At 69.3% G+C, this 24283-nt stretch carries 21 protein-coding genes; 11 read left to right on the forward strand and 10 right to left on the reverse strand.

Translation table 11 applies throughout. The features are described from left to right. The first annotated feature begins 30 nt into the window (after positions 1 to 30). A complete protein-coding gene (gene purM, locus RAMLITH_RS16365) occupies positions 31 to 1062 on the forward strand; it encodes a phosphoribosylformylglycinamidine cyclo-ligase (RefSeq protein ID WP_168108508.1) in 1032 nt (343 codons plus the stop codon). Positions 1063 to 1064: 2 nt separating this feature from the next. Then, positions 1065 to 2243, forward strand: a complete 1179-nt coding sequence (locus tag RAMLITH_RS16370; RefSeq protein WP_168108509.1) for an MFS transporter — start codon at positions 1065 to 1067, stop codon at positions 2241 to 2243. Here RAMLITH_RS16370 and RAMLITH_RS16375 read toward each other — a convergent pair. Both RAMLITH_RS16375 and murJ read right to left on the reverse strand, forming a co-directional pair. Next, positions 2240 to 3091: a SirB1 family protein gene (locus tag RAMLITH_RS16375; RefSeq protein ID WP_168108510.1), complete on the reverse strand. Its 852-nt coding sequence runs from the start codon at positions 3089 to 3091 to the stop codon at positions 2240 to 2242. The two genes, RAMLITH_RS16370 and RAMLITH_RS16375, sit on opposite strands and share 4 nt — an antisense overlap. A gap of 132 nt (positions 3092 to 3223) precedes the next feature. Next, positions 3224 to 4789 carry a murein biosynthesis integral membrane protein MurJ gene (gene murJ, locus RAMLITH_RS16380; protein WP_168108511.1) on the reverse strand — a complete coding sequence of 522 codons (1566 nt, stop codon included), beginning with the start codon at positions 4787 to 4789 and terminating at the stop codon, positions 3224 to 3226. A gap of 146 nt (positions 4790 to 4935) precedes the next feature. Here murJ and rpsT point away from each other — a divergent pair, with 146 nt between their 5' ends. The 3 genes from rpsT to argF all read left to right on the forward strand — a co-directional run bounded on the left by rpsT (position 4936) and on the right by argF (position 7601). After that, entirely contained in the window at positions 4936 to 5238 is a 303-nt protein-coding gene (gene rpsT / locus RAMLITH_RS16385; RefSeq protein ID WP_168108512.1) for a 30S ribosomal protein S20, read from the forward strand. A 219-nt stretch (positions 5239 to 5457) separates the two neighbouring features. Then, positions 5458 to 6657 carry an aspartate aminotransferase family protein gene (locus RAMLITH_RS16390; RefSeq protein ID WP_168108513.1) on the forward strand — a complete coding sequence of 400 codons (1200 nt, stop codon included), beginning with the start codon at positions 5458 to 5460 and terminating at the stop codon, positions 6655 to 6657. Then, entirely contained in the window at positions 6654 to 7601 is a 948-nt protein-coding gene (gene argF / locus RAMLITH_RS16395) for an ornithine carbamoyltransferase (protein ID WP_168108514.1), read from the forward strand. The genes RAMLITH_RS16390 and argF overlap by 4 nt, the downstream gene beginning before the upstream one ends. Positions 7602 to 7619: 18 nt before the next feature. Here the strand turns inward: argF and RAMLITH_RS16400 are convergent, their stop codons facing one another. Beyond that, a complete protein-coding gene (locus RAMLITH_RS16400; protein ID WP_168108515.1) occupies positions 7620 to 8006 on the reverse strand; it encodes a hypothetical protein in 387 nt (128 codons plus the stop codon). Positions 8007 to 8122: 116 nt separating this feature from the next. Between RAMLITH_RS16400 and kynB the strand changes: the two genes are divergently transcribed. From kynB to kynA, 3 genes are read left to right on the forward strand one after another with little or no spacing between them, the layout of a single operon-like run. Then, the gene (gene kynB / locus RAMLITH_RS16405; RefSeq protein WP_168108516.1) at positions 8123 to 8764 is read left to right on the forward strand and encodes an arylformamidase; all 642 of its coding nucleotides are present in this window, start codon (positions 8123 to 8125) and stop codon (positions 8762 to 8764) included. Then, positions 8761 to 10038, forward strand: coding sequence for a kynureninase (gene kynU, locus RAMLITH_RS16410; RefSeq protein WP_168108517.1), 1278 nt, complete (start codon positions 8761 to 8763; stop codon positions 10036 to 10038). Before kynB ends, kynU begins: the two co-directional genes overlap by 4 nt. Continuing rightward, the gene (kynA, locus tag RAMLITH_RS16415) at positions 10035 to 10880 is read left to right on the forward strand and encodes a tryptophan 2,3-dioxygenase (RefSeq protein WP_168108518.1); all 846 of its coding nucleotides are present in this window, start codon (positions 10035 to 10037) and stop codon (positions 10878 to 10880) included. Before kynU ends, kynA begins: the two co-directional genes overlap by 4 nt. A gap of 62 nt (positions 10881 to 10942) precedes the next feature. Here the strand turns inward: kynA and RAMLITH_RS16420 are convergent, their stop codons facing one another. From RAMLITH_RS16420 to serC, 3 genes are all read right to left on the reverse strand, one after another. Next, a complete protein-coding gene (locus RAMLITH_RS16420) occupies positions 10943 to 12151 on the reverse strand; it encodes an FAD-dependent monooxygenase (RefSeq protein WP_238344235.1) in 1209 nt (402 codons plus the stop codon). 34 nt (positions 12152 to 12185) lie between these two features. After that, complete coding sequence (locus RAMLITH_RS16425; protein WP_168108519.1) at positions 12186 to 15074, reverse strand: aconitate hydratase; 2889 nt, start codon at positions 15072 to 15074, stop codon at positions 12186 to 12188. A gap of 99 nt (positions 15075 to 15173) precedes the next feature. Beyond that, positions 15174 to 16256, reverse strand: coding sequence for a 3-phosphoserine/phosphohydroxythreonine transaminase (gene serC / locus RAMLITH_RS16430; protein ID WP_168108520.1), 1083 nt, complete (start codon positions 16254 to 16256; stop codon positions 15174 to 15176). A gap of 125 nt (positions 16257 to 16381) precedes the next feature. Here serC and RAMLITH_RS16435 point away from each other — a divergent pair, with 125 nt between their 5' ends. Together RAMLITH_RS16435 and RAMLITH_RS16440 are read left to right on the forward strand one after the other, a co-directional pair. Beyond that, a complete protein-coding gene (locus tag RAMLITH_RS16435; protein ID WP_168108521.1) occupies positions 16382 to 17206 on the forward strand; it encodes a helix-turn-helix domain-containing protein in 825 nt (274 codons plus the stop codon). Between the two features lie 80 nt (positions 17207 to 17286). Continuing rightward, complete coding sequence (locus RAMLITH_RS16440) at positions 17287 to 17988, forward strand: DUF4197 domain-containing protein (protein WP_168108522.1); 702 nt, start codon at positions 17287 to 17289, stop codon at positions 17986 to 17988. A 63-nt stretch (positions 17989 to 18051) separates the two neighbouring features. Here the strand turns inward: RAMLITH_RS16440 and acnB are convergent, their stop codons facing one another. The 4 genes from acnB to RAMLITH_RS16460 are packed head-to-tail and all read right to left on the reverse strand — an operon-like array spanning position 18052 to position 23339. Then, a complete protein-coding gene (gene acnB, locus RAMLITH_RS16445; protein WP_168108523.1) occupies positions 18052 to 20637 on the reverse strand; it encodes a bifunctional aconitate hydratase 2/2-methylisocitrate dehydratase in 2586 nt (861 codons plus the stop codon). Between the two features lie 35 nt (positions 20638 to 20672). Further along, positions 20673 to 21320 (reverse strand): hypothetical protein, encoded by a 648-nt coding sequence (locus RAMLITH_RS16450; protein ID WP_168108524.1) that lies wholly within the window; start codon positions 21318 to 21320, stop codon positions 20673 to 20675. 21 nt (positions 21321 to 21341) lie between these two features. After that, complete coding sequence (locus RAMLITH_RS16455; RefSeq protein ID WP_168108525.1) at positions 21342 to 22334, reverse strand: aldolase/citrate lyase family protein; 993 nt, start codon at positions 22332 to 22334, stop codon at positions 21342 to 21344. Positions 22335 to 22352: 18 nt separating this feature from the next. Continuing rightward, positions 22353 to 23339: a malate dehydrogenase gene (locus RAMLITH_RS16460; RefSeq protein ID WP_168108526.1), complete on the reverse strand. Its 987-nt coding sequence runs from the start codon at positions 23337 to 23339 to the stop codon at positions 22353 to 22355. Between the two features lie 147 nt (positions 23340 to 23486). Here RAMLITH_RS16460 and RAMLITH_RS16465 point away from each other — a divergent pair, with 147 nt between their 5' ends. Further along, positions 23487 to 24263 (forward strand): GntR family transcriptional regulator, encoded by a 777-nt coding sequence (locus RAMLITH_RS16465; protein ID WP_168108527.1) that lies wholly within the window; start codon positions 23487 to 23489, stop codon positions 24261 to 24263. The last annotated feature ends 20 nt before the right edge of the window (positions 24264 to 24283 follow it).

A 24283-nucleotide genomic window follows, 5' to 3' on the forward strand; every position in this document is an offset into this window, starting at 1 on the left:
CCGCCTCAGCCGGGCCCGCCGCCCGATCCAATGAGCTCCTCCCCCCTCTCCTACAAAGACGCCGGCGTCGACATCGAAGCCGGCGACGCGCTGGTCGAGCGCATCAAGCCGTTGGCGAAGAAGACCATGCGCGAAGGCGTGCTGGGCGGCATCGGCGGCTTCGGCGCCCTGTTCGAGGTGCCCAAGCGCTATCGCGAGCCGGTGCTGGTGAGCGGCACCGACGGCGTCGGCACCAAGCTGAAGCTCGCGTTCGAGTGGAACATGCACGACACCGTGGGCATCGACCTGGTCGCCATGAGCGTCAACGACGTGCTGGTGCAAGGCGCCGAGCCCCTGTTCTTCCTCGACTACTTCGCCTGCGGCAAGCTGGACGTCGACACGGCGGCAGCCGTGGTCGGCGGCATCGCCCGCGGCTGCGAGCTTTCCGGCTGCGCCCTGATCGGCGGGGAAACCGCCGAGATGCCGGGCATGTACCCGGCCGGCGAATACGACCTGGCCGGCTTCGCCGTCGGCGCGGTGGAGAAGTCGAAGATCCTCACCGGCGCCACGGTGCAGCCGGGCGACGTCGTGCTGGGGCTCGCCTCGAGCGGCGCCCATTCCAACGGCTTCTCGCTGGTGCGCAAGTGCATCGAGCGGGCTGGCACGGCCCTCCCGGCGACGCTCGACGGCAAGCCGTTCAAGGAAGCGGTGATGGCTCCGACCCGCCTGTACGTCAAGAGCGTGCTGGCGGTGCTGGCGCAGCATCCGGTCAAGGCCCTGGCCCACATCACCGGCGGCGGCCTGCTGGAAAACATCCCGCGGGTGCTGCCCGATGGCTGCGCCGCCCACCTGAAGGCGGGCAGCTGGCCGCAGAGCGAGCTGTTCGCCTGGCTGCAGCGCACGGCCGGCGTTGACGACCAGGAGATGAACCGCACGTTCAACAACGGGATCGGCATGGTGGTCGTGGTCGCGGCCGCCGACGTGCCGGCCACCGCCGCGATGCTGCGCGAGCAAGGCGAGACCGTCCACGAGATCGGCGCCATCGCGCCGCGCGACGGTGGCGCCGCGGTGGTGATCGCCTGACCATGGCCAGCCCGGGCGCCGCCCGGCCCCGCCTGCCGCCCGCCATCTGGGCGCTGGGCTTCGTCAGCCTCCTGATGGACGTCTCCTCGGAGCTGATCCACAGCCTGCTGCCGGTGTTCCTGGTCGCCGGCCTCGGTGCGAGCATGCTCACCGTGGGCCTGATCGAAGGTTTCGCCGAGGCGACGGCCCTCATCGTGAAGGTCTTCTCCGGCGCGATCAGCGACTACTGGGGGCGCCGCAAGCCGATGGCGGTGCTGGGCTACGGGCTGGGCGCCTTGTCCAAGCCGCTGTTCGCGCTGGCGACCACCGCCGGCATGGTGCTGGGCGCGCGCCTGATCGACCGCATCGGCAAAGGGTTGCGCGGCGCGCCGCGCGATGCCCTGGTGGCGGACATCGCGCCGCCGGCGATCCGCGGCGCGGCCTTCGGCCTGCGGCAGTCGTTGGACACGGTAGGCGCGTTCCTCGGCCCCTTGCTTGCGATCGGCCTGATGCTGCTGTGGGCCAACGACTTCCGGGCGGTGTTCTGGGTGGCCGTGGTTCCGGGCGTGCTCTCGGTGGCGCTGCTGGTGTTTGGCGTCCGCGAACCCGCGCATCCGGACGGCAAGCCGCGCACCAATCCGATCCGCCGTGAGAACCTGAGGCGCCTGAGCCGGGCGTACTGGTGGGTGGTCGGCGCCGGGGCGGTCTTCACCCTGGCGCGCTTCAGCGAGGCCTTCCTGGTGCTGCGAGCCCAGCAAGGCGGCCTGGCGCTGGCCTGGACGCCGCTGGTGCTGATCGCGATGAACGTCGTCTACGCCGCGGGGGCGTACCCGTTCGGCAAGCTGGCAGACTCGATGAGCCATCGGGCGCTGCTCGCGTGGGGCCTGGTGGTGCTGGTCGCGGCTGATCTCCTGCTCGCCGCGGCCGAGGCGGGCCCGCTGCTGTGGGCAGGGATTGGATTGTGGGGCCTGCACATGGCCATGACCCAGGGACTGCTCGCGACGATGGTGGCCGACACCGCCCCCTCCGACCTGCGCGGAACCGCCTTCGGCTTCTTCAACCTCGTCAGCGGCGTGGCGCTGCTGGTGGCGAGCGCGCTGGCCGGCTTGTTGTGGGACCGGTGGGGGGCGCCGGTCACTTTTCTGGCGGGCGCCGGATTCAGCGCGCTGGCGCTGGTGCTGCTGGTACTTCGGAAAGGCTAGTTCTTTGCCCGCCGCAGGTGCGCCACCCGTTCGGCGATGGCGTCGATGTCCAGCGCGTCCTGGGCGTGCACCAGGTAGGTTTCGAGATCACTGACCGCCAGGCTGCTGTGCCCCTGCTCGGCGTGGGCCAGGCCGCGGTCGCGGTACTCGCCCCAGGCTTCGGGCAGCAGGATGATCAGGCGGTCTTCGACGGCGATCAGCCGGGTCCAGTCTTCCTGCGCCTGGTGGATCTCCTTCAGGTTGCGCAGCATGCGGGCGATGATGTCGCGCGCCGGCGCGGCCTGCAGGTACAGGCCCAGCGGCACCTCGAATTCGTCGACCAGGCCGCTGCTGCGCTTGTACGGCTCGAGCCGCTCCGCCAGCTCCTCGCGCGACAGCGACTGCCCGGTGAACGGGTCGATCACGACCTGCCCCTTCGGCAGGTTCACCTTGACCATGAAATGGCCCGGGAAGCACACGCCGCGGGCGTGCAGCCCGAGGCCCTGGGCCAGCTCGATCCAGAGCACCGCCAGCGAGATCTGGATGCCGCGCCGGGTGCGCAGCACCACGTTGATGTGGCTGTTGTCCGGGTCGCAGTAGTCGTTGACGTTGCCGCCGAAGCTCAGGTCGCGGAAGAAGAACTGGTTGAGCGCCCGCAGCCGCTGCAGCGGCGCCGCGTCGGCCGGGATCCGGCGCTTGAGGCGGGCCAGCAGCTGGTCGACGTCGCCGAGGACCTGCTGCACGTCGAGGTCGGGGTATTCGTCCTGGGCGATGCTGGCCGCGGCCTCCAGGAGCGGGAACTGCTCGTCGCTCTGCACCAGGACGCTGAAGTACTCCAGGGGCGTCGGATCTGACAGGTTCAACCGCATGAGTTCTTTGTAATGGAGCCGCATGGGCGCGTCAAGAGCGGCAGCGCTCGCCCGTTGATCCAGGCAAGCCCAGGATGAAATCCGTCGCGCCGGCGTGCCGGGGGCCCGCGCGCGCCCGGGCGGCGCAGGCCCTCAGCGCGCGGCGAACTGCCGCAGCTTGACGCCGCCGGCCCACAGCGCGGCGAAGTAGATGACGGCCGATGCGGCCAGCATCGCCGCCATGATCCCGATGCGCTCCCAGTGCTGCGCCCGCAAGGCCACCCAGGCGAAACTGCGCGCCGCCCACAGCAGGAACACGGCCAGCAGCGCGCTGGCGGCCAGTACCTGCAGGCCGAACCGGGCCCAGCCGGGCGCCGGACGGTAACTGCCGCGCCGGATCAGGCCCACCAGCAGCCAGCCGGCGTTGATCAGCGCGCCCAGCCCGATCGACAGCGCCAGGCCCGCGTGCTTGAGGGCCGGCACCAGCGCGACATTGAGCAGCTGGGTGATGACCAGGACCACGATGGCGATGCGCACCGGCGTGCGGATGTCCCGGCTGGCGTAGAAGCCGGAGGCGAGCACCTTCACCGCGACCAGCCCGAGCAGCCCGGCGCCGTAGCCGGCCAGTGCGAGCGACACCTGCGCCACGTCGCGGTCGGTGAACGCACCATAGTGGTACACCGTCGCCACCAGCGGCTGCGCGAACAGCAGCAAGGCGATGGACGACGGCACGGCCAGCAGCACGACCAGCCGCAGGCCCCAGTCCAGCATCGCCGAATAGCGCTCGCCATCGCCGCTGGCGCGGGCGCTCGCCAGCTGGGGCATCAGCACCACGCCCAGCGCGACGCCAAGCATCGCGGTCGGGAACTCCATCAGCCGGTCGGCGTAGGTGAGCCAGGTCACGCTGCCGGTGGGCAGCCACGAAGCGATCTGGGTGTTGATCAGGAGCGAAACCTGCGCCACGCCGACGCCCAGCAGCGCCGGCAGCATCATGCGGGCGACCCCGCGCATGCCCGGGTCGGCCCACGCCGCCCGCAGGCGGGACCAGCCCAGGCCGATCCGCGGCAGCAGGCCCAGGCGTGCCAGCGCCGGAATCTGCACCGCCAGCTGGAGGACGCCGCCCAGCATCACGCCGGCGGCCATGGCGTAGATCGGCTCGATCCCCTGCCGCGCGAACCAGGGTGCGCCCAGCCAGGCGGCGGCAATCATGGCCAGGTTCAGCAGGACCGGCGTGGCGGCCGGGACGGCGAAGCGCTTCCAGGTGTTGAGGATCCCGGAGGACAGCGCCACCATGGACATGAAGCTGATGTAGGGGAACATCCAGCGGGTCATGAGCACGGCCGCCTCGAAGCTGTCGGGGCTCTTCTGGAAGCCGCTGGCGAGCGCCCAGACCAGGATCGGGGCGCCGGCCACCCCGATGATGCAGGTCACCAGCAGCGCCCAGGCCAGCGCCGTGGCGACGCTGTCGATCAGCCGCCGCGTGGCCGCCTCGCCGTCCTGCTCCCGGGAATGGGCCAGCGCCGGCACGAAGGCCTGGCTGAACGCCCCTTCCGCGAACAGGCGCCGGAACAGGTTCGGGATGCGAAAAGCGACGTTGAAGGCATCGGTCAGCCCCGACGCGCCGAAGGTGGCCGCCATCAGCAGCTCGCGCACCAGCCCGGTGATGCGGGACGCCAACGTGAACAGGGAGACGGTGGATGCGGCTTTGAAGAGGCTCATGGAGCGTGCCGAGTGTATCTGCCGCCCTCGCGCCCGCCCGCGGCGCGCCGCCGGACGGCCTTTTCCCCACGGCAGCGCGGCCGGGCCTGGGGGCTATAATGGCGGGCTTTGCTGCGCATCATCCTCAGACACAAGGACACATCACCATGGCATCAGCCAAACCCAAGAAAAAGAACCCGCGCCTGGCGTCGGGCCGCAAGCGCGCCCGCCAGGACGTCAAGCTCAACGCCGCGAACACCTCGCTGCGCTCGAAGTACCGCACCGCGGTGAAGAACGTCGAGAAGGCCGTCGCCGCCGGCGACAAGACCAAGGCGACCGAAGCGTTCGCCAAGGCGCAGAGCATCGTCGACACGGTCGCCGACAAGCAGATCTTCCACAAGAACAAGGCCGCTCGCGACAAGAGCCGCCTGGCCGCCAAGGTGAAGGCCCTGGCGACCGCCGCCGCCTGAGGCACTCCAGGCAACCAGCCCGGATTCCTGCCGGGGCCCGCCCCCAGGAACCCGCCGTTTGAAATGGGTGCGCTGCCAGCAAAGCAAGAAGCCGTCCGCGAGACGGCTTTTTTGTTGCCCGCGGCCGGCGCCGCTTCCGCGAGCCGGACGGCGCTCTGTGCCTAAAATCACGCTTCAACGGCTCACTTCGTTGAGCCGCTTCTTTTTGGAGATCCAGAGATGGCATTGATAGCGGCTGCTTCGCCCCACGTCATGAACACCTACGGCCGCGTGCCGATCGCCCTTTCGCATGGGGCAGGCGTGCGCGTGTGGGACGTGAACGGCAAGGAGTACCTCGACGCCTTGGGCGGGATCGCCGTCAACACGTTGGGCCATGGACACCCCAAGCTCGTGCCGGCGCTGCAGGACCAGGTCGCCAAGCTGATCCACACCTCCAATTACTACCACGTGCCCCTGCAGGAGCAACTGGCGGCCAGGCTGGTCGAAATGTCGGGGATGACCAACGTCTTCTTCTGCAACAGCGGCCTGGAGGCCAACGAAGCCGCGCTCAAGATCGCGCGCAAGTACGGGCACGACCGCGGCATCGCCCTGCCGCAGATCGTCGTCTACGAGAAGGCGTTCCATGGCCGCAGCATCGCGACCCTGTCGGCCACCGGCAACGAGAAGGTGCAAAAGGGCTTCGAGCCGCTGGTGGAAGGCTTCATCCGCGTGCCGCTCAACGACATCGAGGCCTTGAGGAAGGCGACGGAAGGCAACCCGAACGTCGCCGCCGTGTTCTTCGAGACCATCCAGGGCGAAGGCGGCGTGAATCCGATGCGGATCGAGTACCTGCAGCAGGTGCGCAAGCTGTGCGACGAGCGCGAGTGGCTGCTGATGATCGACGAGGTGCAATGCGGCATGGGCCGCACCGGCAAGTGGTTCGCGCACCAGTGGGCCGGCATCCGGCCGGACGTGATGCCGCTGGCCAAGGGCCTGGGCTCGGGCGTGCCGATCGGCGCCGTGGTGGCCGGCCCGCGCGCGGCCGGCGTCCTGCAGCCGGGCAACCACGGCACGACCTTCGGCGGCAATCCCCTCGCCATGCGCGCCGGCGTCGAGACGATCCGGATCATGGAAGAGGACAAGCTGCTGGAGAACGCGGCCACGGTGGGCGCGCACCTGAAGGCGGCGCTCGAGCGCGAGCTCGGCGGCCTGCGGGACGTCAGGGAGATCCGCGGGCAAGGCCTGATGCTGGGCATCGAACTGGGCAAGCCCTGCGGTGCGCTGGTCCAGCGCGCGGCCGACGCCGGGCTCCTCATCAGCGTGACGGCCGACAGCGTGATCAGGCTGGTGCCGCCGCTCATCCTCAGCGTGGCCGAGGCCGACGAGATCGTCGCCCGGCTCGCGCCGATCGTGCGGGGATTCCTCGCGGAACCACAATGAAGTTGCAGCACTACCTCCAGTTCAGCGACCTCACGGCCGACGACTACGGCTGGGTGTTCGAGCGGGCGTCGATCATCAAGCGCAAGTTCAAGGCCTACGAGACCTACCACCCGCTGGCCGACCGGACGCTGGCGATGATCTTCGAGAAGGCGTCGACCCGCACCCGCGTGAGCTTCGAAGCCGGGATGTACCAGCTGGGCGGCAGCGTGGTCCACCTGACCACCGGCGACACCCAGCTGGGCCGCGCCGAGCCGATCGAGGACACGGCGCGCGTGATCAGCCGCATGGTCGACCTGGTGATGATCCGCACCTACGGCCAGGACAAGATCGAGCGCTTCGCCGCCCACTCGCGCGTGCCGGTGATCAACGGTCTCACCAACGAGTTCCACCCGTGCCAGATCATGGCGGACCTGTTCACGTTCATGGAGCACCGCTGCGCCGGCCCCGACGGCAAACTGGACCTGGCGGCCCTCAAGGGCAAGGTCGTTGCCTGGGTGGGCGACGGCAATAACATGGCCAACACCTGGCTGCAGGCGGCCGAGCTGCTCGGCTTCACCGTGCACGTCAGCACCCCCAGCGGCTACGAAGTCGACCAGGCGGTGGCCGGCCTGCGCAGCAACGAGAGCTACAAGGTCTTCAAGGACCCGATGCAGGCCTGCCGCGACGCCGACCTCGTCACCACGGACGTGTGGACCAGCATGGGCTACGAAGCCGAGAACGAGGAGCGCAAGAGGGCCTTTGCCGACTGGTGCGTCGACCAGGACATGATGCGCGTCGCGAAGTCGGACGCGTTGTTCATGCACTGCCTGCCGGCCCACCGCGGCGAGGAAGTCGAGGCCGAGGTGATCGACGGCCCCCAGTCCGTCGTCTGGGACGAGGCTGAAAACAGGATGCATGTGCAGAAGGCACTCATGGAGTTCCTTCTGCTGGGCAGGGTTGGCTGAAAGCCGCCTGCCGTACGCCTACGCCGGCGCGCTGGTCCCGAACCGCATGCCGCTGCGCGGCGGCAGGCGCCCCAGCTTCACGAGGCGGGCTTCCAGCGCGAACGTCGTGCGTCCGAGTTCCTGCGCCAGGGGCTTGAGGTCGGCGCCGTCGACGAAGGCCGCTTCCAGCTTCGCATCGTCTTCCGGCGCCCAGGGCTTGCCCTGGTTGGGCGCGCCGGAGCGGCGCTCGCCCGCCTCCCTGGTTGCCTTGCCCTCGCCGCCCTCCAGCGCCCGCGCGACCGTGAACAGCGCCCGGATCACCACCGGTTCGTTGTAGGGACCGTCGGCGTCCATGAGCTCCCCGGTGACCGGGTGGATACCTTGCGCCAGCGTCTCCACGATGGCGCGCGCCTGTTGCAGTTCCATGATCGGCTCCTTTGAGCTGTATGTGCATACAGCTTCCATGGAACGCGCCGGCGCAACCGGCGGTTGACAACGCCCCGCCCGCACACGGGTCGCGCCCGCCGAGGCACACTGCCTCCATGAGCAGGATCTGGGACATTTCGCCGCCGGTCGGCCCCGGCTCGCCGGTGTTTCCCGGCGACACCCCGTACGCGCAGGAGTGGTCGGCGACGCTGGCGCCGGGCTGTCCGGTGAACGTCGGTCGGATCACCATGTCGCCGCACGTCGGCGCGCATGCGGACGCGCCTCTGCACTACGCCCCGGGCGGGGACGCCGCCGGCGCCCTCGATCTCGAGCCCTACCTCGGCCCGTGCCGCGTGATCCATGCCATCGGCCGCGGGCCGCTGGTGCGTTGGGCCGACCTCGAGCACGCGTTGCGCAACCTTCCGCCACGGGTGCTGGTGCGCACCTACGAGCGGATGCCGATCGAGCGCTGGGACCCGGATCTGTCCGCATTCGCGCCCGACACCATCGAACGCCTGGCGGCCCTCGGGGTGCGGCTGGTCGGCATCGACACCGCCAGCATCGATCCCGCGGACAGCAAGGACCTGCCCAGCCACCAGGCGATCCGCCGCCACGGCCTGCGTGTGCTGGAGAACCTGGTGCTCGACGACGTGGCCGAAGGCGATTACGAGCTGATCGCCCTGCCCCTGAAGCTGATGGCGGCGGACGCCTCGCCGGTGCGCGCCGTGCTGCGTCCGCTCCCGGAGAGCCCGCGATGACGACCTTGCAGGACTGCCGCACGATGGACGCGCAAGATCCCTTGCGGGAATTGCGCGACCTGTTCGCCCTGCCCGAGGGCGTGATCTACCTCGATGGCAACTCGCTCGGCGTGCTGCCGCGCGCCACGGCCCAACGTGTCGCCCGCACGGTCACCGACGAATGGGGCCAAGGCCTCATCGGCTCCTGGAACGGCGCCGGCTGGTTCGACCTGCCGCGACGGCTCGGCGACAGGATCGCACCGCTGATCGGCGCGCAGCCGGGCGAGGTGGTCGCCACGGACAGCACGTCGATCAACCTCTACAAGGTGCTGAGTGCCGCGCTCCACCATGCCCAGGCCGAGGCGCCCGGGCGGCGGGTCGTGCTCAGCGAGCGCGACAACTTCCCCACCGACCTGTACATCGCGCAGGCGCTGTGCCGGGACCGCGGCTTCGAGCTGCGCCTGGTGGATGGCGCGCAGGTTCAGTCGTCCTTGTCGACCGACGTCGCGGTCGTGATGCTCACGCACGTGAATTACCGCAGCGGCGCGATGCACGACCTGGCCGCGGTCACCACCGCGGCCCACCACGCCGGCGCGCTCACCATCTGGGATCTGGCGCACAGCGCGGGCGCCGTGCCGGTCGAGCTCGCCGGCGCGGGTGCCGACTTCGCCGTCGGCTGCGGCTACAAGTACCTCAATGGCGGTCCGGGCGCGCCGGCGTTCGCCTGGGTCCATCCGCGCCACGCGGACCGCTTCGAGCAGCCGCTGGCCGGCTGGTGGGGCCATGCCGCTCCGTTCGAATTCACGCCCCACTACCGGCCGGCTGCCGGCATCGCCCGCTATCTGTGTGGCACACAGCCGATCCTCAGCATGGTGGCCCTCGAGTGCGGCATCGACACCGTGCTGGCGGCGCAGCCCCTGGGGGGCATGGCGGCGCTGCGCCGCAAGTCGCTCGCGCTGACGGACCTGTTCATCGCACTGGTGGAGGAACGCTGCGCCGGCCATGGCCTTGCGCTGGTCACGCCGCGCGAGCACGCGCGCCGCGGCTCCCAGGTCTGCCTGTCACGGACCGACGGCGCCTACGGCATCGTGCAGGCGCTCATCGCCCGGGGCGTGATCGGCGACTTCCGCGCCGGCTCGGCAGACGGCGGGACACCCGACATCCTGCGCTTCGGGTTCACGCCGCTGTACACCGGCTTCGAGGAGGTGTGGCACGCCGCCGACCATCTCCAGCAGGTATTGCAAGGCGGCGAATGGCGCCGACCGGAATTCAACCGGAGGCACGCCGTCACATGAACAGCCGCAAGCCGCAGGACATCGTGCGCGAGGAAGAGGCGCAGCTCGATTTCAGCCGTTCGATGAGCTACGGGGACTACCTTCAGCTCGACACGATCCTGGCCGCGCAGCACCCGCGTTCGCCCGACCACAACGAGATGCTGTTCATCGTCCAGCACCAGACCAGCGAGCTGTGGCTGAAACTGATGCTGCACGAACTGCGCGCGGCGAACGCCGCCATCGCCGGCGACGAGCTCGGGGCCGCGTTCAAGATGCTCGCGCGCGTGAGCCGCATCATGGAGCAGCTGGTGCACGCCTGGGACGTGCTGGCGACGATGACGCCGACCGAGTACAGCGCGATCCGCCCATACCTCGGCAACTCGAGCGGCTTCCAGAGCGCCCAGTACCGCTGCCTCGAATTCGCCCTGGGCAACAAGAACGCGACGATGCTGCAGCCGCATGCCCATCACCCGCAGCGGCTGGCCGCGGTGCAGCAGGCCTTCGAGGCTCCCTCGCTCTACGACGAAGCGCTGCGGCTGCTGGCCCGGCGCGGACTGCCGGTGCCGGCGACGCACGTCGATCGCGACTGGAGGCAGCCGTACGCGGAAAGCGCCGACGTGGAGCAGGCCTGGCTCATGGTGTACCGCGACCCGAAGCGGTACTGGGACCTGTACGAACTCGGCGAGGAGCTCACCGACCTGGAAGACGCTTTCCGCCTGTGGCGCTTCCGCCATGTCACCACCGTGGAACGCATCATCGGATTCAAGCGCGGCACCGGCGGCACCGGCGGCGTGAGCTACCTGCGCAAGATGCTGGACGTGGTGCTGTTTCCGGAGATCTGGCGGCTGCGCACGGATCTCTAGGAGCCTGGGCGGCAGAGAGACGGGCACCGCGTTGGGCCTGCAAGGGGGCCCAGGCTCCAGGTTCAGCGGCCGTAGAGCCACGGCTGGTCGAGCAGCCGCTCTCCCAGCAGGCGCAGCGACAGATCGCGCCCCCAGCGCACCGGACCGGTGGCGTGGAAGATGCGGCCGTTGCGCTCCGCGCGCGACTGCACCCGGGCGCACCGCCTCCAGCGGTTCTCGGCGTAGGAGCGCAGTGCGCCAGCCACTTCGGCCGGCCGGCCGGCGACCGGCGCCAGCACGCGTCCGAGTTCCGCGGCATCCTCGATCGCCATGCCCGCGCCTTGCGCGAGGTAAGGGCGCATGGGATGCGCCGCGTCGCCCACCAGCGCGATGCGGCCGCTGGCCATCTGGTCGGCGCTCGCCAGCGGCGGCCGGTCGTGCAGGGCCCACAGGCGCCAGCCCGGCATCGCGGCCACCAGGTGCTGCAGCGGCCTGGCGAGCGGCCCCATCGCCGCTACCAGGTCGGCCACCGCGGCGGCCTGGTCCCAGTCCTCGGGCGCGCCGCCGGTGCTGCCCTGCACGACGGCCACCACGTTGAGCATCTCGCCGGCGCGCACCGGATAGGCGACCACATGCAGCCTCGGTCCCAGCCAGACCGTCACGTCCTCGCTGCGCAAGGCGGCCGGCAGGTCCCGCTGCAACGCGAGGGTGCGATATGCGAGGTGGCCGGTGGCCCGGGGCGGGCCGTCGTTGCACACCTGCTGGCGCACCTGGCTCCAGACGCCGTCCGCGCCCACCAGGACAGCGCCCAGGTCGTGCCCGGACTCGGCGACCTCGACCCGCACCTCCTGCGGTCCCGGCAACACCGTCGCTATGCGCGACCCGAGGTGCAACTCGGCGCCGGCCCGCTGCGCGCCTTCCAGCAGCACCGCCTGCAGGTCGGCCCGGTGCACGGTGAGGTATGGGGCGCCGTAGCGCTGCGTGAACGTCGGCCCGAGCCGCAGCGTGCCCACTTCCTGCCCGCCGACACCGTCACGTACGTGCAGTTCGCGCGGCTGCGCAGCCACGGCGCGCAGGGCGTCCCCGAGGCCCCACTCGCGCAGGATCCGGGTGGCGTTGGGGCCGAGCTGGATGCCCGCGCCGACCTCGCGCAGGGCTTCGGTGCGCTCGTACAGGCGGGCCTGCCAGCCCGCGCGCCGGCAGGCGATCGCGGCGGCGAGCCCGCCCATGCCGCCGCCGGCAATGAGCAACTGGTCGGTCACGCCCGCCCCCATGGCGTTGCCCCACCGCATGGCGGCGGACTGCGCCCTGCGGCGGGCGCGGGCGTCATGCGGCGGCGAGCAATTGTTTCAACACGAACGGAAGGATACCGCCATGCCGGTAATAGTCGGCCTCGATCGGCGTGTCGATGCGCAGCGTCACGGTGACCTCCTGGCGGCTGCCGTCCGGCCGCGTCACCACGACCTGGGCGTCGCTTTGCGGCCGCAACTGCGTATCCGGGATGACGTCGATCGTTTCCTCGCCCGTCAGGCGCAGCGACTGCCAGGTGTCGCTGTTCTTGAACTGCAGCGGCAGCACGCCCATGCCCACCAGGTTGCTGCGGTGGATGCGCTCGAAGCTGCGCGCGATCACGGCCCGGATGCCCAGCAGCTGCGTGCCCTTGGCGGCCCAGTCGCGCGACGACCCCGTGCCGTACTCCTCGCCGGCGAAGATCACGGTGGGACGGCCCTGCGCGACGTACTTCATGGCCGCGTCATAGATGAACATCTTCTCGGCGCGCCCGTCCTCATCGCGGTAGATCGTGAGGCCGCCCTCTTCGCGCGAACCGTCCGGCCCGGCCGGGATCATCAGGTTCTTGATGCGCACGTTGGCGAAGGTGCCGCGCATCATCACCTCGTGGTTGCCGCGGCGCGAGCCGTAGCTGTTGAAGTCGGGCTTGGCGACCCCGTGCGCCAGCAGCCACTGCCCGGCCGGCGAGCTCTCCTTGATCGAGCCCGCCGGCGAGATGTGGTCGGTGGTGATCGAGTCGCCGAACAAGGCCATGATGCGGGCGCCGCGCACCGAGATGCCGGCCCCGCTGCCGGGGTGCGCCACCTGCGCCGGCGGTTTCAGGTCGAAGTCCTTGAAGAAGGGCGGCTCGGCGATGTAGGTGCTGGCGGGCCAGGTGTAGGTCTCGCCGCCGACGCCCTCGATGCCCTGCCACAGCGCGCCGGGGTCGCTCTTGACCTTGGCGTAGTTGTCGCGATAGGCGTCGCCGTCCAGCGCGTACTTCATCAGCTTGTGGACCTCGTCGCTGGTCGGCCAGATGTCGCCCAGGTACACGTCCTTGCCGCCATGCCCCTGCCCGACCGGCTCGGTCATGAGGTCCCGGAGCACCGTGCCGGCGATCGCATAGGCCACCACCAGCGGCGGGCTGGCCAGGAAGTTGGCCTTGATGTTGGGATGGATGCGCGCCTCGAAGTTGCGATTGCCAGACAGCACGGCGGCGCAGATCAGGTCGTTCTTGGTGATCGCCTCGTTGATCTCCGTGGTGAGGTCGCCGGAGTTTCCGATGCAGGTGGTGCAGCCGTAGCCGACGACCGAGAATCCGAGCTGCTCCAGGTACGGCAGCAGCCCGGTCTTCTGGTAGTACTCGGTGACGATGCGCGAGCCCGGACCGAGCGAGGTCTTCACGTGCCTCTTGACCCGCAGGCCCTTCTCGACGGCCTTCTTCGCCAGCAGGCCCGCCGCGAGCAGCACGCCGGGATTGGAGGTGTTGGTGCAGCTCGTGATCGCGGCGATCAGCACGTCGCCATGGCCGATGGTGACGTCCTCCACCTTCACTTCCGGCGGCGGCGCCTCGTGCTGCGCCGACGCGAGCGTCGGCTTGTTCGCCTCCATCTCCATCTCGAAGCGCTCGGCGGCCGGGCGCGTGTCCGGGGTCTGCGGCACCTTGGGCGCCGGCTCCTCGCCGCCCATTCGCACCAGCGCGCGCGTCTGCAGCAGTTCGGCGGGCTGGTTGAAGCCGTTTTCGCCGATCGGCCTGCTGAAAAGTCCGGTGAACGTGCTCGCCACCTTGCCCAGCTCGATGCGGTCCTGCGGCCGCTTCGGGCCGGCGAGGCTGGGCGTCACGTTGCCCAGGTCGAGGCGCACCACCTGCGAATAGTCGATGTCGCCCGCCCTGGGCACGCCGAAGAGCTCCTGGGCGCGGAAATACGCTTCCAGCGCCTCGATCTGCTCGCGCGTGCGCCCGGTGCCGTGGTAGTAGTCGATGGTGCGCTCGTCGACCGGGAAAAAGCCCATCGTGGCGCCGTACTCGGGCGCCATGTTGGCGATGGTCGCGCGGTCCGGCACCGCCAGCGTCCGCGTGCCCTCGCCAAAGAACTCGACGAACTTGCCCACGACCTTGTGGCGGCGCAGGATCTCGGTCACCGTGAGCACCAGGTCGGTGGCCGTGCAGCCTTCGCGCAGGCGCCCGGTCAGCTCGAAGCCGACGACGTCGGGCGTCAACATGTACAGGGGCTGCCCCAGCATGGCCGCCTCGGCCTCGATCCCGCCGACGCCCCAGCCCACCACGCCGATGCCGTTGATCATCGTCGTGTGGCTGTCGGTGCCAACCAAGGTGTCGGGGTAGTACACGCCATCCTGGGGCCGCTGGTGCAGCCCGCGCGCCAGGTACTCGAGGTTGACCTGGTGCACGATGCCGAAGCCGGGCGGCACCACGCCGAAGGTGCTGAACGCCTGCATGCCCCACTTCATGAACTGGTAGCGCTCGCGGTTGCGCTGGAATTCCAGCTTCATGTTGAGGTCCAGCGAATCCTTGCTGCCGTAGTGGTCCACCATGATCGAGTGGTCGACCACCAGGTCCACCGGCACCAGCGGCTCCACCCGGCTGGGGGCCTTGCCGAGCCGTGCCGCGACGCTGCGCATGGCCGCGAGGTCGGCCAGCAAGGGCACGCCGGTGAAGTCCTGCAGTACCACGCGCGCGACGACGAACGGGATCTCCTCGGTGCGGTCGGCGTTGGGCAGCCAGTTGGCTACCTGGCGGACGTGCTCGGCGGTGACTTTCCGCCCGTCGCAGTTGCGCAGGACCGACTCCAGCACGATTCGCATGGAGACCGGCAGCCGGTTGATCTTCGGAAACTTCTTCGCCAGCTCCGGCAGCGCGAAGAATTTCCCGGTGCGCCCGGACTTGGTCCTGAAGGTCTTCAGCGTCTCGGCAAAGGCATGCGGCATCGCGATCTCTCCCGGTTGTTTTCGCCGATTCTGCCCCGAGACGACTGACGAGGTGCTCCGCTGCAACAAGATGCGGCACGCGCGCCCAGGCGCAGCAGGTCAGGCGTGGCCGGCCTCGAACTCCTCCATGTACGCCACCAGGGCCCGGATGCCTTCCATCGGCATGGCGTTGTAGATGGACGCGCGCATGCCGCCGACCGAGCGATGGCCCTTGAGCTGGACCATGCCGCGGGCCTGGGCGCCTTGCAGGAAGGCGTCGTCGAGCGACTCGTCCTTCAGGCGGAACGGCACGTTCATCAACGACCGGTCCTCGCGGGCGACGGTATTGCGATAGAACGCGCTGCGGTCGAGGTAGTCGTAGAGGATCGCGGCCTTGTCGCGGTTGTGCCGCTCGATCGCGGCGAGCCCGCCCTGCGCCTTGAGCCAGCCGAACACCAGGCTCGCGATGTAGATCGCGTAGGTGGGCGGCGTGTTGTACATGGAGTCGTTCTCGGACTGGACCTGGTAGTTGAACGCCGACGGCGTCGCCGGCAGCGCATGGCCGAGCAGGTCTTCGCGCACGATCACCACCGTGAGGCCCGACGGTCCCATGTTCTTCTGCGCGCCGGCGTAGATCAGACCGTACCGGCCGACGTCGATCGGCCGCGACAGGATGTTGGACGACATGTCCGCCACCAGCGGCACCTTTCCGGCGTCCGGCGTCCAGTGGTATTCCACGCCGCGGATGGTCTCGTTGGAGCAGATGTGCACGTACGAGGCGCCGGGGTCGAGCTTCCAGGTGGCCTGCGGCGGCACCTCCGTGTAGTTGCTGCCCTCGGCCGAGGCCGCGAGGTTCACCTTGCCGTAGCGGGCGGCTTCCTTGGCCGACTTGGCCGACCAGTCGCCGGTAACGATGTAGTCGGCGCGGCCGGTGCGGCCGATCAGGTTCATCGGCACGATCGCGTTCTCGCCGATCGCGCCGCCCTGCATGAACAGCACCCTGTAATTCGGGGGAATCGAGAGCAGTTCGCGCAACAGGCTCTGCGCCTGCGCATGGATCGACATGAACTCCTTGCCGCGGTGGCTCATCTCCATCACCGACATGCCCGAACCCTGCCAGTCCAACATCTCCGCGGCGGCCTGGCGCAGCACCGGTTCGGGCAGGGCGGCGGGGCCGGAGCTGAAGTTGAAGACGCGGGTCATGAGGGATCTCTTTCGGGCAGCCAGACAAGAGGGGCCGCGGCGTTCCGGCGGCCCACTGCCGCAAAGCATACAAGAGATGCGCGGCAGCTCAGCGCGCGGCCGCGGCGGGAACCGAGAATGCGCACATGAACACCGTCCATGTTCTCGCTACCGCGGACGTTCCCCGGCCCTTCGGCAACCACCTGCGGCACTGGCGCCAGCAGCGGCGCCTGAGCCAGCTGGAACTGGCGGCGCTGGCCGACATTTCGCCGCGGCACCTGAGCTTCGTCGAGACCGGCCGCTCCTTGCCCAGCCGGGAGATGGTGCTGCGGCTGGCCGCCCGCCTGGACATTCCGCTGCGCGAGCGCAATGCCTTGTTGGTTGCCGCCGGCTATGCGCCGATGTACCGTGAGCGGCCGCTGGACCATCCGGACCTCGCCGATGCGCGGCGCGCCGTGGAGACAATCCTCGCGAGCCACGAGCCTTATCCCGCGCTGGCCATCGACCGGCACTGGAACCTGGTGGCCGCCAACCGCATGGTCCCCCTCCTGCTGGCCGGCGCGGACCCGGCGCTCCTCGCCCCGCCGGTCAACGTGCTGCGCATCAGCCTGCACCCCCGCGGCCTGGCTCCCGCGATCGTGAACCTGGGCCAGTGGCGCGCGCACCTGTTCGAGCGGCTGGCGCAGCAGATCCACGCCACGTCCGATCCGGCGCTGGTGGCGCTGCGCGACGAGCTGCGCGCGTATCCGGCGCCAGAGGGCGCGCAGGACGTGCACCTGCCCGGCGAGCACCTGGGCGTCGTGATGCCGTTGCGCTTTCGCACGCCGGCCGGTGAACTGAGCCTCATCAGCACGACGACGGTGTTCGGCACGCCGGCCGACGTGACCTTGCAGGAGCTGGCGCTGGAAACGTTCTTCCCGGCCGACGCCAGCACGGGCGACGCGTTGCGGCAGCTCGCCGGGACAGCCTGAAGACCTTGTTCATGTGGCATGTCAAGGAAGTCGGCGCGAACGGAGGTAGTGTTCGCGTGCCGACGAAGAAGGATCGCAATATGGATCGCCGCCAATTCAACTCGCTTCCCGCGCTGGGGTTCGGCCTGTACGCACTGGGGCCTGTTCGCCATGCCACCGCCTTTGGTTTGGCCGACCTGAGCAGCACCGAGGCGAACCAGGGCCTGCGCACGGCGCTCGAGCGTGGCGCGCTCTCGGCCGTGGGCCTGCTCGGCCGTCCGGGCGGCTTCCTCGACAACCCGAAGGTGCGCATTCCCCTGCCGGGCTTCCTGGAGGATGCCGCCAGGCTCCTGAAGGCGATCGGCCAGAAGAAACGGGTCGAAGAACTCGAAGTCGCGATGAACCGTGCCGCGGAGGGCGCCGTGCCCCTGGCGAGGGACTTGCTGGTGAACGCGGTGAAGACGCTCACCGTCACGGACGCCAAGAAGATCCTGACGGGCGGACCGACCTCCGTCACCTCGTTCTTCGCCGACAAGACCCGGGAGCCGCTGTTCGTGCGCTTTCTTCCGGTGGTGACCGATGCCACCCGGAAGGTGGCGCTGGCCGACAAGTACAACCGCCTCGCCAGCAAGGTGCCGGCCGGACTGATCCGGAAGGAGGACGCGACGATCGAGCAGTACGTAACGCGCAAGTCGCTCGACGGCTTGTACTTCATGATCGGGGAAGAAGAGAAAAGCATCCGGCACAACCCGCTCGCCACCGGCAACGCGCTCCTGGGCAAGGTATTCGGCGCCATCCGGTAACCCTGGGCACGCGCAGCATGAAAAAAAGCGGCCGGTGGGCCGCTTTCATTGCGCCTGGACGACTCAGGCCGGCACGCTGTCGGCGGCCTTCCTGAAGTCCTCGATCTGGTCGAAGTTCAGGTACTGGTACACCTTGCCGCTGGCGGCCGTGAGCACGCCCATGTCGGCCATGTACTCCTCGCGCGTCGGGATGCGCCCCAGCTTGGAGCAGATCGAGGCCAGTTCGGCGCTGCCCAGGTACACGTTGCTGTTCTTGCCCAGGCGGTTCGGGAAGTTGCGGGTCGACGTGGAGAAGACCGTCGCGCCTTCGCGCACCTGTGCCTGGTTGCCCATGCACAGCGAGCAGCCCGGCATCTCCATGCGCGCGCCGGCCGAGCCGAGCACGCCGTAGTGGCCCTCCTCGGTCAGCTGCTGCGCATCCATCTTGGTCGGCGGCGCGACCCACAGGCGCACCGGGATGTCGCGCTTGCCTTCCAGCAGCTTCGACGCCGCCCGGAAGTGGCCGATGTTGGTCATGCACGAGCCGATGAACACCTCGTCGATCTTCGTGCCGGCCACGTCGGACAGCGTCTTCACGTCGTCCGGGTCGTTGGGGCAGGCCAGGATCGGCTCGGCGATCTGGTCGAGGTCGATCTCGATCACCGCCGCGTATTCCGCGTCGGCATCGCGCTCCAGCAGCTGCGGATTCTTCAGCCACGCTTCCTGGGCGGCGATGCGGCGGCCCAGCGTGCGCGCGTCCGCGTAACCGTTGGCGATCATCCAGCGCATCAGCGTGATGTTGCTGTTGATGTACTCGATCACCGGCTCCTTGTTCAGGTGCACCGTGCAGGCGGCCGCCGAACGCTCGGCCGACGCGTCCGACAGCTCGAACGCCTGCTCCACCTTCAGGTCGGGCAGTCCTTCGATCTCGAGGATGCGGCCGGAGAAGATGTTCTTCTTGCCCTTCTTCTCCACCGTCAGCAGGCCCTGCTTGATCGCGTACAGCGGGATCGCGTTGACCAGGTCGCGCAGCGTGACGCCCGGCTGCAGCTTGCCCTTGAACTTGACGAGCACCGATTCGGGCATGTCCAGCGGCATCACGCCGGTCGCGGCGGCGAAGGCCACCAGGCCGGAGCCGGCCGGGAAGCTGATGCCGATCGGGAAGCGGGTGTGGCTGTCGCCGCCGGTGCCCACGGTGTCGGGGAGCAGCAGGCGGTTGAGCCACGAGTGGATCACGCCGTCGCCCGGCCGCAGCGCCACGCCGCCGCGGGTGGAGATGAAGTCCGGCAGCTCGTGGTGCATCTTCACGTCCACCGGCTTCGGATAGGCCGCGGTGTGGCAGAACGACTGCATCACCAGGTCCGCCGAGAAGCCCAGGCACGCCAGGTCCTTCAGCTCGTCGCGGGTCATCGGGCCGGTGGTGTCCTGCGACCCCACCGACGTCATCTTCGGCTCGCAGTAGGTTCCGGGACGCACGCCCTGCCCTTCCGGCAGTCCGCACGCGCGGCCGACCATCTTCTGCGCCAGCGTGAAGCCCTTGCCGCTGTCCTTGGGGGCCTGCGGCAGGCGGAACAGCGTGGACGGCGGCAGGCCCAGGGCCTCGCGCGCCTTGGCCGTCAGGCCGCGGCCGACGATCAGCGGGATGCGGCCGCCGGCGCGCACCTCGTCGAACAGCACGTCGCTCTTGACCTGGAACTTCGCGACCACGTCGCCGTTCTTGAGGGCCACGCCTTCGTACGGCCGCAGCTCGATGACGTCGCCCATCTCCATCCTGTTGACGTCGAGCTCGATCGGCAGCGCGCCGGCGTCTTCCATCGTGTTGTAGAAGATCGGCGCGATCTTGCCGCCCAGGCAGACGCCGCCGAAGCGCTTGTTCGGGACGAACGGGATGTCGTCGCCGGTCCACCACAGCACGGAGTTGGTGGCCGACTTGCGCGACGAGCCGGTGCCGACAACGTCGCCGACATAGGCGACCGGGTGGCCCTTGGCCTTGAGTTCCTCGATGAACTTGACCGGGCCGCGCTTGCCGTCTTCCTCGGGCGTGATGCCGGGCCGCGCGTTCTTCAGCATCGCCAGGGCGTGCAGCGGGATGTCGGGGCGGCTCCACGCGTCGGGCGCCGGCGACAGGTCGTCGGTGTTGGTTTCGCCCGTGACCTTGAACACCGTCACCTTCAGGCTCTGCGGCACTTCGGGGCGGCTGGTGAACCACTCGGCGTCGGCCCAGCTTTGCAGCACGGCCTTCGCGTTGGCGTTGCCCTTGTCGGCCTTTTCCTTGACGTCGTGGAACTGGTCGAACATCAGCAGCGTGTTCTTCAGCCCGGCGGCGGCGGCGGCGCCGACCTCGGGGTCGTCGAGCAGGTCGATCAGCGGGCCGATGTTGTAGCCGCCCAGCATGGTGCCGAGCAGCTCGGTCGCCTTCTCGCGGCTGATGATCATGCACTTCTCGGTGCCATGCGCCACCGCGGCGAGGTAGCTCGCCTTGACCTTGGCGGCGTCGTCGACGCCGGCCGGCACCCGGTTGGTAATCAGGTTCAGCAGGAAATCGGCCTGGGCCGCCGACGGGTTCTTCAGCAGCTCGATCAGGTCGGCCGTCTGCTTCGCCGAGAGCGGCAGCGGCGGGATTCCGAGCGCCGCGCGTTCGGCGACGTGGTCAACATAGGCTTTCAACATGGGTTCTCTCTCTTGGTCTTCGATCAGGGTGGTGATCACTTCGCTGCGTCGGCGGCCGGTGCCGCGGCCGCCGGTGCGACGGCCGGCGCGGCCGCCGGGTCGGCGGGCGCGGCCGGCTTGGCCGCCGGCAAGGGCTCCAGCAGGCTGGGCAAGGGGTTGTTCTTCAGGTGCGCGTCCAGCACGGCCTGGTCGGGCGCCTTGCAGTCGTCGGCCAGGCGCCGGCCCATCTTCTGGCTCATCAGCATCGACTTGTTGCCGAGCTGCAGCCACATCGCGCCGGCCCGCGGGTCCTCGAGCCGGATCGCGCCGGTGCGGCTGGCGACGGGTTGCATGCGGAAACGCTGGATGCCGGCGCGCACGATGAAGAAGCCGGCGCGCTTCTTGTGCGGCGTGATGTGCACGGTGGCGCCCAGTTCGCACGGGATGTCGCCGACGTAGACCTTCTTTGCCACCTCGAGTTCGCCGGGGGAGAGCTCCACGTGCGGATCGTCGTCGACCTCGACCGCCTCCTCGATGGCCTTGACGCCGTTGGCCGGCTTCGCGTTCTTGCGCGGCGCCTTCTTCGGGGCCGGCTTGGTCGCGGTGGTGGCGGCCTGCTTGCCGTTGGCCGCCTGGGCGCCGGCCGACATTGGCGCGGCCGCGATCAGCAGTGCGCACGGCAAGATGGCAAAAACGAAATTCATACTGCTGTCTCCTTGAGTGTTCTAGTGTCCGGGCGCGGAGTCGAACCACCTTTGCGCCTCGGGCGGCAAGTGGCGTCCGGTCTGGTGGGCCCGCTCGAGTACCTGCCAGTAGTAGCGGTAGCTGGCGCGGTCCTCCAGCTTCCCGCGAAAGCTGATCGGCGCCCACTGCGCCTGCTGCGCGGCGGCGATCACGGCCGCCGCGGTTTCGACCTCCTGGCCGGCCGGCGCGAACGCCTCCACGATGGGACGGATCTGGTCCGGATGGATGCTCCACATCCGGGTGAAACCGAGCTCGCGCGCCGCCTTGCGGGCGGCTTCCGCGAAGGCCGCATGGTCCTTGAATTCGGTGACCACGCCGTGCGATGGCACCTTGCCGTGGGCATGGCAGGCGGAGGCGATCTCCAGCTTGGCGCGGACCACCAGCGGATGCGTGAACTGGCCGGCGATGCCCATGCCGGCCGACGGGATCGCGCCGCCGTGCGCCGACACGAAGTCCATCAGCCCGAAGCTGAGGGACTGCAGCCGCGGATGGGCCGCAATGTCGAAGGCGCGGTGCACCGCCGCCGGCGACTCGATCAGGGCGTGCAGCGGCAGGTGGGGCGCACCGGCGGCATCGAGCGCGCGGCCGGCGCGCTCGAGGTCGGCGGGCGATTCCACCTTGGGAATCATGATGTGGGCCAGGCGCGCGCCGGCCTTGCCGGCCACGATGGCGACGTCCTGGTCGAAGGCCGGATGGTCCACCGGGTGGACCCGCGCCGCCACCCGCGCGCCATCGGCCGCCTGCAAGGCCAGTGAAACGACGAGCTCGGCGTGCTCGGCCTCGCCTCCGACCGGCGCGCCGTCCTCGCAGTCGAGCGTGACGTCGAAGACGCAGGCGCCGAACTCCTGCATGAGCTCCGCCTGCAGCTGCAGGCTCTTGCGCATGCGGGCCTCGACGCCGCTGTAGTGGTCGCACACCGGCAGGAAGCCGGTGCTGGCCTGCGCGCCAAGAAGAACTGCCCGCGGATGCTTCACTGGCGCGCGGCCCGCTGCTTACAGGAGGTGGGCGACGCCGGCCTGCTCTTCCTGCAGTTCCTTCAGCGTCTTGTTGATGCGCTCCTGGCTGAAGGCGTCGATGTCGAGCCCCTTGACGACCTCGTACTTGCCGTTCGAGGTGACCACCGGGAAGCCGAACATGATGTCCTTCGGGATGCCGTAGTCGCCGTTGGACGGAATGCCCATCGTGACCCACTTGCCGTTGCTGCCCAGCGCCCAGTCGCGCATGTGGTCGATCGCGGCGTTCGCGGCGGAAGCCGCCGACGAGAGCCCGCGCGCCTCGATGATGGCGGCGCCGCGCTTGCCGACCGTGGGCAGGAACGTGTTGGCGTTCCATTCCTGGTCGTTGATCATGTCCTTGATCGACTTGCCGCCCGCGGTGGCGAAGCGGTAGTCGGCGTACATGGAGGGCGAATGGTTGCCCCAGACGGTGAGCTTCTCGATGTCACCCACGGCAACGCCGGTCTTGGCGGCGATCTGCGAAGCGGCCCGGTTGTGGTCCAGGCGCAGCATGGCGGTGAAGTTCTCGCGCGGCAGGCTCGGCGCGCTCTTCATGGCGATGTAGGCGTTGGTGTTGGCGGGGTTGCCGACGACCAGCACCTTCACGTTGCGGCTGGCCGACTTGTCCAGGGCCTTGCCTTGCGCGGTGAAGATCTGGGCATTGGCGGCGAGCAGGTCGGCGCGCTCCATGCCGGGGCCGCGCGGACGGGCGCCCACCAGCAGCGCATAGTCGGTGTCCTTGAACGCGGCGACCGGGTCGGCGTAGGCTTCCATGCCGGCCAGCAGCGGGAACGCGCAGTCCTGCAGTTCCATCATCACGCCCTTGAGCGCCTTCTGCGCCTTCTCGTCCGGGATCTCCAGCAACTGCAGGATGACGGGCTGGTCCTTGCCCAGCATCTCGCCCGCGGCAATGCGGAACAGGATGGCGTAACCGATTTGACCGGCGGCGCCGGTGACAGCGACTCGGACGGGCTTCTTGCTCATGGGGAATCTCCAAAACGAGTGGGGGAACAGGTCCGCTGGCAGGGGCCGGGGCTCGTGGACCCGACCCGCTGGAAGCCCTTCAGTTTACCCGCACGCCCCGTCGAGGGTCAACTTGTCTTGTATCTTATATAAGATTAAGATGACCCCATGGCCCACCTGCCTTCCTCCTCCGCCGGACCCGGCCTGGCCGACGCCGCGACGCCGGCCTTCAGTCCCCTCTACCAGCAGATCAAGGCCCTGATCCTGGAGAGCCTGCAGGCCGGCGAGTGGAAGCCGGGCGAGGCCATCCCCAGCGAGATGGACCTGGCGGGGCGCTTTCGCGTCAGCCAGGGAACGGTGCGCAAGGCGATCGACGAGCTGGCGGCCGAGAACCTCCTGTTGCGCCGGCAGGGCAAGGGCACCTTCGTCGCGACCCATTCCGAGCAGCAGGTGCGCTATCGGTTCCTCAAGCTCATGCCCGATGCCGGCGACCTCGCCAGCGAAGGCCAGCCGCAGCGCGAGGTGCTCGAATGCCGGCGCGTGCGCGCCCCGGCGGAGGTCGCTCGGATGCTCGCCCTGCGCGCGGGCGACGCGGTGGTGCAGGTCCGACGCGTGCTGTCGTTCGGCACGGTGCCCACCATCCTCGAAGACCTCTGGCTGCCCGGGGCGTTCTTCAAGGGCCTGACGGCGCAGCAGATGGCCGGCTACCACGGCCCGACCTACGCGATGTTCGAAGTCGAGTTCGGCGTCCGCATGGTGCGCGCCGAGGAAAAGATCCGCGCCGTGGCGGCCGACGCCGTCCAGGCCGAACTGCTGCAGGTGCCGCACCACACGCCGCTGCTGAGCGTCGAGCGGGTGGCCTACACGTACAACGACGCGCCCATGGAATTGCGGCGCGGGCTGTACCGCACCGACACGCACCACTACCGCAACGAACTGAACTAGCGGCGGGCACGGCGCGGCCG

Origin of the sequence: Ramlibacter lithotrophicus (assembly GCF_012184415.1) — a bacterium.
Classification (GTDB): Bacteria; Pseudomonadota; Gammaproteobacteria; order Burkholderiales; family Burkholderiaceae_C; genus Ramlibacter; species Ramlibacter lithotrophicus.

Bases quoted from the DNA above. Each gene is read 5' to 3' on its own strand.
- purM (WP_168108508.1), top strand. From the start codon at position 31: ATGAGCTCCTCCCCCCTCTCCTACAAAGACGCCGGCGTCGACATCGAA.
- RAMLITH_RS16370 (WP_168108509.1), top strand. From the start codon at position 1,065: ATGGCCAGCCCGGGCGCCGCCCGGCCCCGCCTGCCGCCCGCCATCTGG.
- RAMLITH_RS16375 (WP_168108510.1), bottom strand. From the start codon at position 3,091: ATGCGGTTGAACCTGTCAGATCCGACGCCCCTGGAGTACTTCAGCGTC.
- murJ (WP_168108511.1), bottom strand. From the start codon at position 4,789: ATGAGCCTCTTCAAAGCCGCATCCACCGTCTCCCTGTTCACGTTGGCG.
- rpsT (WP_168108512.1), top strand. From the start codon at position 4,936: ATGGCATCAGCCAAACCCAAGAAAAAGAACCCGCGCCTGGCGTCGGGC.
- RAMLITH_RS16390 (WP_168108513.1), top strand. From the start codon at position 5,458: ATGGCATTGATAGCGGCTGCTTCGCCCCACGTCATGAACACCTACGGC.
- argF (WP_168108514.1), top strand. From the start codon at position 6,654: ATGAAGTTGCAGCACTACCTCCAGTTCAGCGACCTCACGGCCGACGAC.
- RAMLITH_RS16400 (WP_168108515.1), bottom strand. From the start codon at position 8,006: ATGGAACTGCAACAGGCGCGCGCCATCGTGGAGACGCTGGCGCAAGGT.
- kynB (WP_168108516.1), top strand. From the start codon at position 8,123: ATGAGCAGGATCTGGGACATTTCGCCGCCGGTCGGCCCCGGCTCGCCG.
- kynU (WP_168108517.1), top strand. From the start codon at position 8,761: ATGACGACCTTGCAGGACTGCCGCACGATGGACGCGCAAGATCCCTTG.
- kynA (WP_168108518.1), top strand. From the start codon at position 10,035: ATGAACAGCCGCAAGCCGCAGGACATCGTGCGCGAGGAAGAGGCGCAG.
- RAMLITH_RS16420 (WP_238344235.1), bottom strand. From the start codon at position 12,151: ATGCGGTGGGGCAACGCCATGGGGGCGGGCGTGACCGACCAGTTGCTC.
- RAMLITH_RS16425 (WP_168108519.1), bottom strand. From the start codon at position 15,074: ATGCCGCATGCCTTTGCCGAGACGCTGAAGACCTTCAGGACCAAGTCC.
- serC (WP_168108520.1), bottom strand. From the start codon at position 16,256: ATGACCCGCGTCTTCAACTTCAGCTCCGGCCCCGCCGCCCTGCCCGAA.
- RAMLITH_RS16435 (WP_168108521.1), top strand. From the start codon at position 16,382: ATGAACACCGTCCATGTTCTCGCTACCGCGGACGTTCCCCGGCCCTTC.
- RAMLITH_RS16440 (WP_168108522.1), top strand. From the start codon at position 17,287: ATGGATCGCCGCCAATTCAACTCGCTTCCCGCGCTGGGGTTCGGCCTG.
- acnB (WP_168108523.1), bottom strand. From the start codon at position 20,637: ATGTTGAAAGCCTATGTTGACCACGTCGCCGAACGCGCGGCGCTCGGA.
- RAMLITH_RS16450 (WP_168108524.1), bottom strand. From the start codon at position 21,320: ATGAATTTCGTTTTTGCCATCTTGCCGTGCGCACTGCTGATCGCGGCC.
- RAMLITH_RS16460 (WP_168108526.1), bottom strand. From the start codon at position 23,339: ATGAGCAAGAAGCCCGTCCGAGTCGCTGTCACCGGCGCCGCCGGTCAA.
- RAMLITH_RS16465 (WP_168108527.1), top strand. From the start codon at position 23,487: ATGGCCCACCTGCCTTCCTCCTCCGCCGGACCCGGCCTGGCCGACGCC.